Source organism: Pseudomonas sp. PS01303 (assembly GCF_029959385.1).
GTDB lineage: Bacteria > Pseudomonadota > Gammaproteobacteria > Pseudomonadales > Pseudomonadaceae > Aquipseudomonas > Aquipseudomonas rustica.
On record NZ_JASCPK010000004.1, the window covers coordinates 98,813 to 113,169 of the forward strand.

Annotated in this window: 13 protein-coding genes; 5 read left to right on the forward strand and 8 right to left on the reverse strand. The window is 59.2% G+C overall.

All coding sequences use genetic code 11. The annotated features are described in order from the left end of the window. Positions 1–232: 232 nt before the first annotated feature. Entirely contained in the window at positions 233–1,309 is a 1,077-nt protein-coding gene (gene mtnA / locus QMX93_RS03425; protein WP_282352690.1) for an S-methyl-5-thioribose-1-phosphate isomerase, read from the reverse strand. Positions 1,310–1,417: 108 nt separating this feature from the next. Here mtnA and QMX93_RS03430 point away from each other — a divergent pair, with 108 nt between their 5' ends. The 5 genes from QMX93_RS03430 to QMX93_RS03450 all read left to right on the forward strand — a co-directional run bounded on the left by QMX93_RS03430 (position 1,418) and on the right by QMX93_RS03450 (position 6,319). Then, a complete protein-coding gene (locus QMX93_RS03430) occupies positions 1,418–2,752 on the forward strand; it encodes a TRZ/ATZ family hydrolase (RefSeq protein WP_282352692.1) in 1,335 nt (444 codons plus the stop codon). Between the two features lie 56 nt (positions 2,753–2,808). After that, positions 2,809–3,507, forward strand: a complete 699-nt coding sequence (ubiG, locus tag QMX93_RS03435; RefSeq protein ID WP_282352694.1) for a bifunctional 2-polyprenyl-6-hydroxyphenol methylase/3-demethylubiquinol 3-O-methyltransferase UbiG — start codon at positions 2,809–2,811, stop codon at positions 3,505–3,507. Positions 3,508–3,511: 4 nt separating this feature from the next. After that, the gene (mupP, locus tag QMX93_RS03440; RefSeq protein WP_038364376.1) at positions 3,512–4,183 is read left to right on the forward strand and encodes an N-acetylmuramic acid 6-phosphate phosphatase MupP; all 672 of its coding nucleotides are present in this window, start codon (positions 3,512–3,514) and stop codon (positions 4,181–4,183) included. Between the two features lie 108 nt (positions 4,184–4,291). After that, positions 4,292–5,032 (forward strand): YciK family oxidoreductase, encoded by a 741-nt coding sequence (locus tag QMX93_RS03445; RefSeq protein WP_282352698.1) that lies wholly within the window; start codon positions 4,292–4,294, stop codon positions 5,030–5,032. Positions 5,033–5,392: 360 nt separating this feature from the next. After that, complete coding sequence (locus QMX93_RS03450) at positions 5,393–6,319, forward strand: GGDEF domain-containing protein (protein ID WP_282352699.1); 927 nt, start codon at positions 5,393–5,395, stop codon at positions 6,317–6,319. 167 nt (positions 6,320–6,486) lie between these two features. On the opposite strand, the gene QMX93_RS03455 is transcribed toward QMX93_RS03450, so the two are convergent. The 7 genes from QMX93_RS03455 to QMX93_RS03485 form a co-directional block, all read right to left on the reverse strand. Continuing rightward, entirely contained in the window at positions 6,487–7,281 is a 795-nt protein-coding gene (locus QMX93_RS03455) for an iron-containing redox enzyme family protein (RefSeq protein ID WP_053122475.1), read from the reverse strand. A 46-nt stretch (positions 7,282–7,327) separates the two neighbouring features. Next, entirely contained in the window at positions 7,328–9,787 is a 2,460-nt protein-coding gene (locus QMX93_RS03460) for an EAL domain-containing protein (protein WP_282352702.1), read from the reverse strand. Between the two features lie 103 nt (positions 9,788–9,890). Beyond that, positions 9,891–11,708 (reverse strand): ABC transporter ATP-binding protein, encoded by a 1,818-nt coding sequence (locus tag QMX93_RS03465; RefSeq protein WP_212543755.1) that lies wholly within the window; start codon positions 11,706–11,708, stop codon positions 9,891–9,893. After that, positions 11,701–12,303 (reverse strand): DsbA family protein, encoded by a 603-nt coding sequence (locus QMX93_RS03470; RefSeq protein WP_282352764.1) that lies wholly within the window; start codon positions 12,301–12,303, stop codon positions 11,701–11,703. Before QMX93_RS03470 ends, QMX93_RS03465 begins: the two co-directional genes overlap by 8 nt. A gap of 36 nt (positions 12,304–12,339) precedes the next feature. Continuing rightward, complete coding sequence (locus QMX93_RS03475; RefSeq protein ID WP_053122483.1) at positions 12,340–13,281, reverse strand: rhodanese-related sulfurtransferase; 942 nt, start codon at positions 13,279–13,281, stop codon at positions 12,340–12,342. Between the two features lie 170 nt (positions 13,282–13,451). After that, a complete protein-coding gene (locus tag QMX93_RS03480) occupies positions 13,452–13,751 on the reverse strand; it encodes a BolA family protein (RefSeq protein WP_158835708.1) in 300 nt (99 codons plus the stop codon). A gap of 12 nt (positions 13,752–13,763) precedes the next feature. Beyond that, the gene (locus QMX93_RS03485; protein WP_053122485.1) at positions 13,764–14,285 is read right to left on the reverse strand and encodes a DUF2059 domain-containing protein; all 522 of its coding nucleotides are present in this window, start codon (positions 14,283–14,285) and stop codon (positions 13,764–13,766) included. Between the last annotated feature and the right edge of the window lie 72 nt (positions 14,286–14,357).

Genomic DNA, 14,357 nt, shown 5'->3' on the forward strand with positions numbered 1-14,357 from the left:
CCTATCCCCCAGATGCGCATGGAGCATAGTTAGTTGACCGGTGACAGGCTTAACGGGGACGAGAGAGGCTTAGAGCTTCTTTGAATGCAGAAATGGGGCTTGGTTTAGCGATGTTTATTGACATTTAGGGCCTCATCGCGAGCAGGCTCACTCCTACAGGTTCTGCGTTCGACACAAGACCTTGTAGGAGTGAGCCTGCTCGCGATAGCGGTCTTCCATGCGCCACAGCCAATCAATGCAGGCGTTTGCGGCACATCAACTGGGCCATTTTCGCGGTATCCGGGCGCTCGACGATGCCTTTCTCGGTGACGATCGCGTCGATCAGATCCGCCGGCGTCACGTCAAACACCGGGTTGAACGCTTCAACGTCGGCACCGACGCGCTTACCGCCGACTTCCAGCAACTCGGCGCCATCGCGCTCTTCGATCGGGATGTCGTCGCCGCTGGCCAGGTTCATGTCGATGGTCGAACTCGGCGCCACCACCATGAAACGCACGCCGTGGTGCATGGCGTTGACCGCCAGTTGATAGGTGCCGATCTTGTTCGCCACGTCGCCATTGGCAGTGATGCGGTCAGCACCGACGATCACCCAGGTCACACCTTTGGTTTTCATGATGTGTGCAGCAGCGGAGTCGGCATTCAGGGTCACCGGAATGCCTTCGTTGGCCAGTTCCCACGCGGTCAAGCGCGAACCCTGCAGCCACGGACGGGTTTCGTCGGCGTAAACGCGCTCGACCATGCCTTCAATAAAGGCTGCGCGAATCACACCCAGCGCGGTACCGAAACCGCCTGTGGCCAGCGCGCCAGTGTTGCAATGGGTCAGAATCGCCTGAGCATTGCCCTGATGCTTGCGGATCAGGTCGACGCCGAGCTGCGCCATGGTCAGGTTGGCTTCTCGGTCGCTTTCATGAATGGCGATCGCCTCGGCCTCCAGCGCCGCCAGCGGATCGGCGTTTTCTTTCAGGCGATCAAGGCGATCGTGCATACGGCCGAGCGCCCAGAACAGGTTGACCGCGGTCGGACGGGAATCAGCCAGCAAGGCAAAATCCTCTTCCAGCGCCGCGTACCAGTCGCCACCCTCAGCGATCCGCGCGCGCGCGGCGAGCACGATGCCATAGGCCGCACTGATGCCGATGGCCGGCGCGCCACGCACCACCATCGAGCGAATCGCCTCAGCCACGCCGGCGGCGGTGGTGTAGGCAATCCACGTTTCTTCAAACGGCAAAATACGCTGATCCAGCAGGTGCAGCGCGCCGTCTCGCCAATCGATGGCCTTCACTTTCTCCGCAGCCAACAGTCGATCGCGCATCCCACACCCCGCACTCATGAACAAAAGCCGCCGATTATAGCGATCCCCCCGCGAAGACGCTCGGGTATACTTCGCCATCCTTTACAAAAGCACTGGAACCGACCCTCGATGCCGAAACCTGCCATTGCGCTCGACTTATTATTGCTGCCGACCTGGCTGGTACCCGTCGAACCTGCAGGCGTTGTGCTCAAAGAGCATGGCCTGGGCATCCGCGACGGTCGCATTGTGTTTATCGGCCCGCGCGCCGAAGCATTGAAGTGTAACGCCAGCGAAGTCCGCGAATTGCCGGATGTACTGCTCGCCCCCGGCCTGATCAATGCCCACGGCCACGCGGCGATGACGCTGTTCCGCGGCCTGGCCGATGATCTGCCGCTGATGACCTGGCTGGAAAACCACATCTGGCCGGCCGAAGCGAAATGGGTCGATGAAGATTTCGTCCGCGACGGCACCGATCTGGCCATCGCCGAGCAGATCAAGGGTGGCATCACTTGCTTCTCGGACATGTACTTCTTCCCGAAAGTCGCCAGCGAGCGCGTGCACAACAGCGGCATCCGTGCACAGATCGCCATTCCGATCCTTGATTCCCCGATCCCGGGCGCGAGCAGTGCCGATGAAGCCATTCGTCAGGGCGTCGAGTTGTTCGGCGACTTGAAGCATCACGAACGCATCAAGATCACCTTCGGCCCTCATGCACCGTACACCGTCGGCGACGAGAATCTGGAAAAAATCCGCGTGATTGCCGAGGAGCTCGATGCATCGATTCATATGCATGTGCACGAAACCGCGCTTGAAGTTCAGCAGTCATTGGAGAAGCTCGGCGAACGCCCGATCGCTCGCCTCGGCCGCCTAGGCTTGCTCGGCCCGCGTTTCCAGGCCGTGCACATGACCCAGATCAGCGATGACGACCTGGCGTTGCTGGTAGAAAGCAACACCAGCGTGATCCATTGCCCGGAATCCAACCTCAAACTGGCCAGCGGCTTCTGCCCGGTCGAGCGTTTGTGGCAGGCTGGGGTGAACGTTGCGGTCGGCACCGATGGCGCGGCGAGCAACAATGATCTGGATTTGCTCGGAGAAACCCGCACCGCTGCGCTGCTGGCGAAAGCCGTCGCCGGTTCGGCCACCGCGCTGGACGCCCATCGTGCGCTGCGCATGGCCACCCTGAACGGCGCACGTGCGCTGGGCATCGAAGCGCAAGTCGGCTCGCTGGAAATCGGCAAAGCCGCCGACATCGTCGCTTTCGACCTGTCCGGCCTGGCCCAGCAACCGGTGTACGACCCGGTGTCGCAGCTTATATACGCGACCGGCCGCGACTGCGTGAAGCATCTGTGGGTCGCCGGCAAACAACTGCTCGACGACCGCCGCCTGACGCGACTGGACGAAGCACAACTGGGCGCCACCGCCCGGGCCTGGGGCCAGCGCATCAGCGGCCACAAAGAATCGTAAAAACCCCGGAACACACACCGGGGCTACAACCTTTTTCAAGTTTTAGAGGATTTAACATGAGCAACGTCGACCACGCCGAAATCGCCAAATTCGAAGCCCTGGCCCATCGCTGGTGGGATCGTGAAAGCGAATTCAAACCGCTGCACGACATCAACCCGCTGCGCGTCAACTGGATCGACGAGCGGGTCAATCTGGCCGGCAAGAAAGTCCTCGACGTCGGTTGCGGCGGCGGCATCCTCAGCGAAGCCATGGCCCAACGTGGCGCCACCGTGATGGGCATCGACATGGGCGAAGCGCCGCTGGCGGTCGCGCAACTGCATCAGCTGGAATCCGGCGTCAACGTCGAATACCGCCAGATCACTGCCGAAGACCTCGCAGAAGAAATGCCTGAGCAGTTCGACGTCGTCACCTGCCTTGAAATGCTTGAGCATGTACCGGATCCATCTTCGGTGATCCGTGCCTGCTTCCGCATGGTCAAACCGGGCGGCCAAGTGTTCTTCTCGACCATCAACCGCAACCCGAAGGCGTACCTGTTCGCCATCATCGGCGCTGAATACATCATGAAGTTGCTGCCGCGCGGCACTCACGATTTCAAGAAATTCATTCGCCCGTCCGAACTCGGCGCCTGGAGCCGTATGGCCGGTCTGACCGTCAAGGACATCATCGGACTGACCTACAACCCGCTGACCAAGCACTACAAACTGGCCAGCGACGTTGACGTCAACTACATGATCCAGACCCTGCGCGAGGAGTAAGCCGATGGCCATCAGAGCGGTTCTCTTCGACATGGACGGCACCCTGCTCGACACGGCGCCGGACTTCATCGCCATCTGCCAGGCAATGCGCGCCGATCGTGGCCTGCCGCCGATCAACGACAAGCACATTCGCGACGAGATTTCCGGCGGCGCCAAAGCCATGGTCGCGGTGACGTTCTCGATGGATCCGGAATCGCCGGGCTTCGAGGAATTGCGTCTTGAGTTCCTTGAGCGCTATCTGGTCGGTTGCGCCGTACACAGCAAGCTGTTCGACGGCATGGGCGAACTGCTCGCCGACATCGAAAAGGCCAATCTGATCTGGGGCGTGGTGACCAACAAGCCGCTGCGCTTTGCCGAGCCGATCATGCAGCAGTTGGGGCTGGCAGAACGTTCGGCGCTACTGATCTGCCCGGATCACGTGAAAAACAGCAAGCCGGATCCGGAGCCATTGATCCTCGCGTGCAAGATGCTTGATCTGGATCCATCGACGGTTCTGTTTGTGGGCGATGATCTGCGCGATATCGAATCGGGGCGCGACGCCGGTACGAAAACCGCGGCGGTGACGTTTGGCTACATCCACCCGGACGACAACCCGCGGCATTGGGGAGCGGACGTGGTGGTGGATCATCCGTCGGAGTTGCGCAAGGTGCTCGATAGCGCGCTCTGCAGCTGCTGATCAAGGTCAAAAGATCGCAGCCTGCGGCAGCTCCTACAGATATTTACTGCCCTGTAGGAGCTGCCGCAGGCTGCGATCTTTTAGCTATTAATGGATTGTGAGGTTTTTATGTTTGATTACTCCGCTCGTCCCGAATTGCTCAAGGATCGGGTCATTCTGGTCACCGGTGCCGGGCGTGGCATTGGCGCGGCTGCGGCGAAAACCTACGCCGCTCACGGCGCGACCGTGTTGCTGCTGGGCAAGACCGAAGCCAATCTGACGCAGATCTACGACGAGATCGAAGCGGCGGGCCATCCGCAGCCGGCGGTGATTCCGTTCAACCTCGAAACCGCCCTGCCCCATCAATACGATGAACTGGCGGCGATGATCGAAGCTGAATTCGGCCATCTCGACGGCCTGCTGCACAACGCCTCGATCATCGGGCCGCGCACGCCGATCGAGCAGTTGTCTGGCGAAAATTTCATGCGCGTCATGCAGATCAACGTCAACGCCATGTTCATGCTGACCAGCACCCTGTTGCCGCTGCTCAAGCTGTCGCAGGATGCTTCTGTTGTCTTTACCTCCAGCAGCGTCGGCCGTAAGGGCCGCGCCTATTGGGGCGCTTACGGGGTGTCGAAGTTCGCCACCGAAGGTTTGATGCAAACCCTCGCCGACGAAGTTGAAACCGTGGCGCCGGTGCGCTCCAACAGCATCAACCCCGGCGCCACTCGCACCAGCATGCGTGCTCAGGCGTATCCGGGGGAAAATCCGCTGAACAACCCGACGCCAGAAGAGATCATGCCGGTGTATCTGTATCTGATGGGCCCGGACAGCACCGGCATCAACGGCCAGGCTTTCAACGCTCAGTAGTGCCATACGTCGGCTTTGTTGCCGCGGCGGATTCCCGTCGCGGCCAACATTTGCCGCTCGCGGCCGTCACAATTTAGTCAATTATCCAGCGCTAATTTTCCCCCAAAGCTCGCAAGCCATTGAATAAAAACGGTTTTAACAAATATGAACTGAATGGCACGACTTTCGCTCTAATTTTCCTCAAAGCAAGCCGCGTGAAGGCAATGGGGCGAGGCCGATTTCGATAGCTTACTAATCGTCATCAGGCAGACTAAACTTACGCCAAACGTCCTACGGGACTGATGGATCAGTATGACGCGCAGCCCATAGCCGCTCTCACCCAGCCTGTAAGACAGACTTACTGCTAAGGGTTCACGCCATATGAAATCACCCTCCCAGACCAATGCAATTGACTTCGACAGCGCCAAATTGCAACGCCTGGGCTTCGGTCAACTGCCTCCCTTGCTGGAGCGACCGACCAGTCTTGCGCAGTTGCGCCAGCAACTGAGCCTGCAACTGCAAACCAGTCTTGAACCGCAGCGTATCCTCGGGCTGTTTTTCCGTGAGGTTCAACGCCTCGTGCCGCTGGACGCCTTGAGCTACGTGCATCAGGGCAGCGACCTGCGCCTGGAGTTCGGCGCTCGCGGTCACCATTCGGTCAGCTACAGCTTGAGCCACGAAGGCGAGCACATGGGCGAACTGGTGTTCCGCCGCAATCAGCGTTTCAACGAACAGGATCAGGGCAACCTCGAATCACTGCTGTCGTCGCTGCTGTACCCGATGCGCAACGCCCTGCTCTACCGCGCCGCGACGCAAAGTGCTCTGCGAGATCCGCTGACCGGCGCCGGCAACCGCATTGCCATGGAGCAGACCCTGCAACGCGAGATCGACATGTCGCGCCGGCACGGGCAGCCACTGTCTGTGTTGATGCTGGATATCGACCACTTCAAACGCGTCAACGACAGCCATGGGCACAGCGCCGGTGATAACGTGCTCAAAGCCGTGGCGGCGTCGATCAAGGGTCAGCTGCGCAACGTCGACATGGTCTTTCGTTATGGCGGCGAAGAGTTTTTGATTCTGCTGTCCAACACCAGCCGCGAGGCGGCGGCGATGGTTGGCGAGCGACTGCGTTATGCGGCGCAGGCTGCCGAGTATTACGCCGATGGCCAGTTGATCGAGTTGACGGTGAGTCTGGGTTGTTCGACGCTGCTGCCGGGGGAATCGGCGGAGAGCCTGTTGCGCCGCGCGGACAGTGCGCTGTATGTGGCCAAGCGCGAAGGTCGTAACCGCTTGGCAATGGCGGGCTAAGCCCTCCCATACACCACAAAACAACTGTGGGAGCGGGCTTGTGTGGTGAGGGGATTTATCCCCGATGGGTAGCGTAGCTGCCCCAAAACCAAATTCGCTGATTTTCGACTGCTTCGCAATCGATCGGGGATAAATCCCCTCGCCACACAAGCCCGCTCCAACATTTTTTACTGCGTAACTACCGCCCTGCGCTCACGGCTTACCAGCAAACGCTCGGACGTTTCCAGTTGCATGCACCGTTCGAGGAACAGGTACATATAGTCGTAGCTCTTGCACACCGCCTGACGCAGCTCGGTCTGCAAGGCCTTGCTTGGGTTCATCCCCGCCAGCGTGCAGATGATCTCCAGCGCTTCCCATGGATGCGCATCATCGTACTGCGCATGCATCTTCAGCCACTTCATCGCGCGCTTGCGATCCTCTTCCGGGAACGCGGCGGCGTAGACGCCAGTGGAGCACACCACCGCTGACCACTCACCCGTTGCGCCTTCAATTGCATAGTTAGTGGCGGCAATGGCCACGATCAGCGAATCGGCGGAACTGGTGTGCCAGCACCAATGACTCAAGGCATGCAGTTCCGGCGGCACTTGTTGTGCTTGCAGGTCTTCGAGACTGACACCGTGCGCGCGACTCCAGTGCACCCAATAATCGGCGTGGTTGAGTTCGACGCGGATATTGCGCATCAACCAGCGCCGCGCCATGTCTTCACCCGGGTGGCGGGCGAACTTGGTTTTGGTCAGGTTCTGCGCCATGTACAACGCGAACTGCTCAACTACCGGCCAGCCCCCGACAAGGTACTGACGCATGGTTTTTGCGCTGAGCTTGTTATCACGCATGCGCAGATACAACTCATGTTCGACAACCCGGCGCTTGCTCTCGCTGCAATCCTCAATGAGCTGTTGTGCCCAGGCAGGATAACTTGCAGCTTCCATGAGTGGTCCGGTTCGGTTGAATGTGTCGATCACTGTTCGGCTCCTTTTGATTTGTGATTATAAGGATCGGCAAGAGATTTCAACGGAACGTGCCAGGCGCTTTGAATAACAGCGGCTGCGGTCTGGCGGGCCGACTTTGCAAACTGTCACAGGTAAACAACTGCGGGCGCTCAATAACGTAACCCTGAGCGTAATCAACTCCGATCTCAAGCAAGGCTTGTTCGATCTGGGTTGTTTCAACAAATTCGGCAATTGTCTGCTTACCCATGACATGCCCGATGTGATTGATCACTTCGACCATTGCGCGGTTAATCGGGTCGTCCAGCATATCCTTTACGAAACTCCCGTCGATCTTCAGGAAGTCTACAGGTAAATGTTTCAAGTAAGCGAATGAAGACATTCCGGCACAAAAGTCATCCAGCGAAAAGTAACAACCTAAGCCTTTGAGTTCATTAATAAAACGTATTGCACTGCCTAAATTTGAAATAGCACTGGTTTCTGTAATTTCAAAACAAATCATTTCAGGCGGGATGGCATAGTTAACAAACTGTTCCCTCAGGAAGTGCAAAAACGCGTCATCTCCTATAGTAATGCCTGACAGATTAATCGCACACATCGCCAACGGGCCTTCATGTTCTTCTGCAATACATTGAGCAATAACCTTAAATACGTTTTGCACAACCCAACGATCTAACTGACTCATCAATCCATAACGTTCAGCGGCCGGAATGAAACTGTCCGGAAGAATCATCCGGCCGGATTCATCATGCAGGCGCAGCAAAATTTCGATGTGCGCGCGGCCATCCTGAATGCCGCCCAGCGGAGCGATTTCCTGGGCGTACAGGCAGAAGCGGTTTTCCTCCAGTGCCATGTGCAAGCGTTGCACCCAGGCCATCTCGCCGAAGCGCAGGGACAGCTCCGAATCGTCGGCGTGATAGACCTGCACCCGATTGCGGCCCTTTTCCTTGGCCATGTAGCAGGCCATGTCGGCGGCGCGCAGCGACGCTTCGAGGGTGGTCGGCGTCTGACCGACATGCACCAGGCCGATACTGACGGTGGTCAGAAATGGCCGGCCCTTCCACACGAAATGCAGGTTCTGCACGGTCTGGCGCAGGCTGTCGGCGATCTTCTCCGCTGCCTCCAGCGCGCAGTTCTCCAGCAAGATCCCGAACTCATCGCCACCCAGCCGCGCCAGGGTGTCGCCCTCGCGCAGGCCTGATTGCAGCAACGCGCAGATATGCCGCAACAACTCATCGCCCGCCGCGTGACCGCAGGTGTCGTTGACCAGTTTGAACTGGTCGAGATCGAGGAACATCAGCGCATGTCGCCCGCCCTGCCGCGTGAGGTTGTGCAGGGCTTGCTCCAGGCGATATTCGAACTCGCGGCGGTTGGCCAGCCCGGTCAGCGCATCGTGGGTCGCCTGCCACGACAGATTGGCGATGTATTGCCGCTCCTGGGTCATGTCGTGCAACACCAGCACCGTACCGCTGACTTTGCCGGCATTACGGATTGGCGCGCCGACCAGCGTCACCGACACCGTGCTGCCGTCGAGTCGCTGAATCAGTTTGGAGTGTTCGCTGCCACCACTGAGCTGGCCGCTGAGAATGTGTTCGATCAGCGTCAGCCCTTCGGCCTGCGCGTTGTCATCGAGCAAATTGAACAAGGCCGCCAACGGCAACCCGGCAGCCTGCTCGGCTTTCCAGTGGGTCAGGGCCTCGGCAGCCGGGTTCATATAATCGATAGCGCCGTCGACATCGGTGGTAATCACCCCGTCGCCAATCGAATGCAGCGTGACATGCGCACGATCTTTTTCCAGTTGCAGGGCTTCGGCAAACGCGTGGCGTTGTTTGAGCAACTTGCGTGTGCGCAACAGCGCCAGCACGATCAACCCCAGCGCGGTGGCGAGGTTGGTAAACAGCAACAGCCGCAGAATCACCCGCGAGCCTTCACCCAAAGCATCACTGAACGCTTTGGCCGCCGGCGTCACGCCGTCGTTGATATCAAAAATCTGCGCTTTCCAGAGGCGAACATCAGCATCGGACGCGGTGTTCTCGGTGATGCTGTGGTGCATCTCGCGAGCCACGTTATCCAGCTCCACCAGATAGGCATCGCCCACCGTCCAGCGGTCGATCGCCCTTTCCAGATAACTGAAATGACGAAAATTGAGGTACAGCCAGATCAGGCTGGAGACGTCATCCGGGTGGTTGCCACCCTTGAGAATGCCTTCACGCGCCGATTCCAGATCCGGCGGCTGACGATCCAGGGCGACGCGCAATTGATGACCGCCCTGCGGCACGGCAATGGCGTCCTGATACTTGAGGAAGATCGCCTCGTCACGACTGTCGGCGTACAGGTTGAGGTAATAAATGGCGTCTTTCTGACCTTTCGACCACAGGCTCTCGCCCGCCACGTAACCACGCACGGCCGACAGGACATAAAGACTGACACCGCCCAATAACGCCTGAAACAACACGTCGGCAATGAAAGGCCAGACGATGCCCAACAAACGTGGCGTTCCGAGCGTCCGCTTTTGCTTCATGGGATCCCTTGTATGGCACTGCCTGATCATCCCTTCCGATCAGACCACCTTCCTAGACTAGGAGGCGTTTGGGCTCACGGCAAGCGGCATGGATGCCGATAACTCAGTGGCGCTGCAAATGCCCGTAGAGCTTGGCGTACAAACCACCATCGGCGATCAGTTGTTGATGATCGCCGTCTTCGGCCACTTGCCCGCCGTCGAACACCAACACGCGATCGGCCTGCTTCACCGCTGACAAACGGTGGGCAATGATCAGCGTGGTGCGACCGTTGAGAAAGCGCGCCATGGCCTGATGCAGGTTGTATTCGGTGGCGGCATCGAGGGCCGAGGTGGCTTCGTCGAGAATCACCACTTTTGGCTCGGCGAGGATCATCCGCGCAATCGCCAAACGTTGGCGCTGACCACCGGAGAGGCGCACGCCGGAGCGGCCGACGATGCTGTCGAGGCCATCCGGCAAGGCGCGGATGGTTGCTTCGAGCTGGGCGATTTCCAGCGCCTGCCAACAGGCTTCGTCGTCGCGCGTGCGACCCATGGTCAGGTTGGCGCGCACGGTGTCGTTGAACAACGCCGGGTGCTGCAGCACCACCGCGACGTTTTCACGAACCGTATCGAGGCCGATTTCCTGCTGGGTCGATCCGCCGAAGCGGATGGTGCCGGACAGCGGCGTGTACAACCCGAGCAGCAATTGCACGAGAGTACTTTTGCCGCCGCCACTGGCACCGACAATCGCGACTTTCTCACCGGGGGCAATCGACAGATCGAGCTGATCGAGCACCAGTTCATCGCCGTAACCGAAGCTCAATCCTTGCACCTGAATACCGACGGTGTCGCGACCCTTGAACGGATCGACGCCGCCGGGATACTGCGGCTCGTCGGCTCGCGCCAATAGCTCGTTGATCCGCGTCAGCGCACCGCCCGCGGCGTAGTAGGCGTATTGCAGGTTGAGCAGTTGTTCGACCGGGCCGATCATGAACCACAGGTAACTGAACACCGCGAGCATCTGGCCGATCGACAGGTCGGAAAACAGCACGGTGAGCATCGCCGCCGCACGGAAAATATCGATACCGAACTGGAACAACAAACCACTGGCGCGGTTGGAGGCGTCAGTTTTCCATTGCGAGTTGACCGCGTAATTGCGCACTTCCTGCGCGCGCAGGCCGAGCCTGCCGAGGAAGAACCCCTGCCGGTTGCCGGCACGGATCTCCTGAATCGCGTCGAGGGTTTCGCTCAGCGCCTGGGTGAAGCGCGCGGTGCTGTCGTTCTCGAGTTTCTTCAGGTGTTTGACGCGTTTGCCCAACTGCACCGTGGCGTAAATCACCAGCGGGTTGAACAGCAAAATCAGCAGCGCCAGCTTCCAGTGCATCCACATGAGGATGCTCGCGGTGCCGACCAAGGTCAGCATCGCCACGAGGAAACGACTGAGGGTTTCGCCGACGAATTTGTCGAGGGTATCGAGATCGGTGACCAGGTGCGTGGTCACCGTGCCGCTGCCCAGACTTTCGTATTCACCGAGGGAGATCCGCTTGAGCCGCTCGATCAGGCGTACGCGGATGCGGTAAACGATGTCCTTGGCCAGTCGCGCAAACAATCGCGACTGCAACACGCCAAAGCACAGCGAGCTGCAACGCAGCGTCAGCGTCACCACCAGCATCAGGCCGATGTAACCCGCCGCTTGCTGCCACATGCTGGGCAACACATGGTTCATGACTTTCAGTGCCGCATCGCCGTGGCCGAGCAAGACTTCATCGACCAGCAATGGCAGTAGCAGCGGAATCGGCACGCTGCACAGCGTCGCCAGAACAGCCACGCCGTTAGCGATCCACAGGGATTTTTTGTGTGTGAGAGCCAATCGCCGGACTTCTGCCCAGCTTAGCCGGTCGACACGCTTTACGGCTGGCGTGTCATCGGCCAGGTCAGGCACAGGCAGCGCGCTCCAGCCAGCGGCCGAGCAATGGCGACAGTTCGCTGAGCGGTTGATAGCCGTTGGTCAGCAACGCCAATTGACCGTTACGCTCGGCTAGCAAGGTCGGGAACCCGGCGATGCCGAGATCCTGCACCCAATTGAAATCGGCCAACGTGGCTTCGTGCTGATCGGCACGGTCGAACAACGCAGCAAATTCGATACGCGGCACGCCGGCCTGCTCGGCCAGTTCCACCAGCACGCTGGCTTGAGTGACATCACGACCTTCGGCGTAGAAGGCGTGCTGGATCAGTCCGACCAGTGTCCACGCGCAATCCGGCGCGAGGCTGCGCGCGGTGACGATCGCGCGACAGGCCGGCTCGGTATCGTAGACAAAACCGTCGGGCAACGCGCCGTCAAACTGGAACGGCTGGCCAGTAGCCTCGGTGACCGCTTGCCAGTGTTCGAGAATGTAGCGCCGCGTGGTCGGCTCCAACGCCGAGCCGCTGCCGGTGCGCAAACCGCCGACCACCAGATGCAGCTCGACCCCGGCTGCCTGCGCCTGCTCCACCAATGCCTTGGCCACTGGAGCAAAACCCCAGCACCACGAACACATCGGATCCATCACATAGAGCAGGCGCGCAGACATGGATTAAGCCTCGGTGGATGCTTGCTTATAGTTGTAGCCGATCGGGTGCGGCTGGTTGCGCGCCTTGGCCAGTTCGATCTGCTTCTGCCGGTCGATGGCGCTGCGGCGGGTCTTCTCGCTCAGCTTGTCCCAGCAATGCGGGCAACTGATGCCGGCGACGTAATGCTCGCTGGCGCGATCTTCAACGCTGACCGGTGTGCGGCAGGCATGACATTGATCGTAGTCGCCTTCGCTGAGGTCGTGACGCACGGTCACGCGGTTGTCGAACACGAAGCAGTCACCCTGCCACTTGGTTTCTTCCTGCGGCACCTCTTCGAGGTACTTCAGAATGCCGCCCTTGAGGTGGTAAACCTCTTCATAGCCCTCGCTGAGCATGTAGCTCGAGGCTTTCTCGCAGCGAATGCCGCCGGTGCAGAACATCGCGACTTTCTTGTGCACGGCCGGGTTGAAGTGTTCTTTGATGTAGTCAGGGAATTCGCGAAAACTGGTGGTTTTCGGATCAATGGCGCCTTCGAAGGTGCCAATCGACACTTCGTAATCGTTGCGCGTATCGATCAACAGCACTTCCGGGTCGCTGATCAACGCGTTCCAGTCTTGCGGATCAACGTAAGTGCCGACCTTTTTGTTCGGGTCGACGCCTTCGACACCGAGGGTGACGATTTCTTTCTTCAGTTTGACCTTAGTGCGATAGAACGGCTGCTCGTCGCAGTACGACTCTTTGTGATCGATGTCGATCATGCGTGGGTCGTTCTTCAGCCAGGCGAGCAGGCCGTCGATGCCTTCGCGAGTGCCGGACACCGTGCCGTTGATGCCTTCTTCGGCGATCAGCAGGGTGCCTTTGATCTGGTTGTCGACCATCGCTTGCAGCAGGGGCTCGCGCAGGTTGACGTAATCTTCGAGGGTGACGAACTTATACAGTGCCGCCACGACAATCGGTTGTGTCATGGTTATTTCTCCAGGTGGCTACCCTCGCAAAGGGTGAACCGGATGCAAAAAAAAAACGCGCCGGGTGAGCGGCGCGTTGCGGATTCTAGCAAAAAAGCAGCTTCAAGCGGCGAGCTTCAAGCGGCAAGCCAAGAACACCCGCCTTTTACTTGCAGCTTTCCGCTTGAAGCTCATCGCTGCTTTCCTCCGGCACAGGTCGGCGATGCCGGGGCGGCGCCGGTCTCTGCCCATTCCTGCGGGGTGTAGGTGTGCAGCGCCAACGCATGGAACTCGCCCATCAGCTCGCCGAGCGTGCCGTAGACTTTCTGGTGGCGCTTGACCCGGTTCAGGCCTTCGAACTGCGCGCTGACCACCACTGCCTTGAAGTGGGTCTGCAACCCGCGACTGTGCATGTGGCTTTCATCCAGCACTTGCAGATGCTCAGGCTGTAACAGGCCCAGCGTAGATTCGATGCGTTGTTGCATGCTCATCACGAACTCCGCTTACGGCTTTTTCTTGGCCGGAGCAGCGCCTTTCGGGGCCAGCTCGTTGGTCATGTCTTCCAGCAGCTTGTTGACTACCGGTACGGCGCTTTCCAGTTTGGCCTGGGTCATCTGGGCCGATTGCTGAGTCAGCTGCGGCATTTTTTCCAGGACTTTTTTGCCCAGTGGCGACTGGTAGAACGCGACCAGATCTTTCAGCTCGGATTCGCTGAAGTTGGTGGTGTACAGCTTGACCATGTCCGGCTTCAGCTTGTTCCAGCCAATGGCCTGATCCAGCGCGGCGTTGGCCTTGGCCTGGTAGGTTTCCAGCACGGCTTTTTTAGCTTCAGGGGCTTTGGTCTGCTCAAAGCGCTGAGCGAACATTTGCTGCACTTGCATGTACACCGGAGTGCCCAGTTTGTCAGCGTGGGCCAGTGTCAGGAAAGCTTCGGCACTGGCGTTGTGGCTGGCGGTATCGGCAAGCACCTGGCCGCTGGCGCAAACCAGTGCAACCGCGGTACAGATGGCACGAAGACGAGTCATCGAGTTTCCTTTTAAGCAAAGCGAGGTAAAACCCCAAGGGCGACCATTCTGCGCCTAAAAATCGCTGCGGCT

Excerpts from the sequence above, each read along its gene's own strand:
- QMX93_RS03445 (WP_282352698.1), top strand. The coding sequence starts at position 4,292 with ATGTTTGATTACTCCGCTCGTCCCGAATTGCTCAAGGATCGGGTCATT.
- QMX93_RS03460 (WP_282352702.1), bottom strand. The coding sequence starts at position 9,787 with ATGAAGCAAAAGCGGACGCTCGGAACGCCACGTTTGTTGGGCATCGTC.
- mtnA (WP_282352690.1), bottom strand. The coding sequence starts at position 1,309 with ATGCGCGATCGACTGTTGGCTGCGGAGAAAGTGAAGGCCATCGATTGG.
- mupP (WP_038364376.1), top strand. The coding sequence starts at position 3,512 with ATGGCCATCAGAGCGGTTCTCTTCGACATGGACGGCACCCTGCTCGAC.
- QMX93_RS03470 (WP_282352764.1), bottom strand. The coding sequence starts at position 12,303 with ATGTGTTCGTGGTGCTGGGGTTTTGCTCCAGTGGCCAAGGCATTGGTG.
- QMX93_RS03450 (WP_282352699.1), top strand. The coding sequence starts at position 5,393 with ATGAAATCACCCTCCCAGACCAATGCAATTGACTTCGACAGCGCCAAA.
- ubiG (WP_282352694.1), top strand. The coding sequence starts at position 2,809 with ATGAGCAACGTCGACCACGCCGAAATCGCCAAATTCGAAGCCCTGGCC.
- QMX93_RS03485 (WP_053122485.1), bottom strand. The coding sequence starts at position 14,285 with ATGACTCGTCTTCGTGCCATCTGTACCGCGGTTGCACTGGTTTGCGCC.
- QMX93_RS03430 (WP_282352692.1), top strand. The coding sequence starts at position 1,418 with ATGCCGAAACCTGCCATTGCGCTCGACTTATTATTGCTGCCGACCTGG.
- QMX93_RS03480 (WP_158835708.1), bottom strand. The coding sequence starts at position 13,751 with ATGAGCATGCAACAACGCATCGAATCTACGCTGGGCCTGTTACAGCCT.
- QMX93_RS03475 (WP_053122483.1), bottom strand. The coding sequence starts at position 13,281 with ATGACACAACCGATTGTCGTGGCGGCACTGTATAAGTTCGTCACCCTC.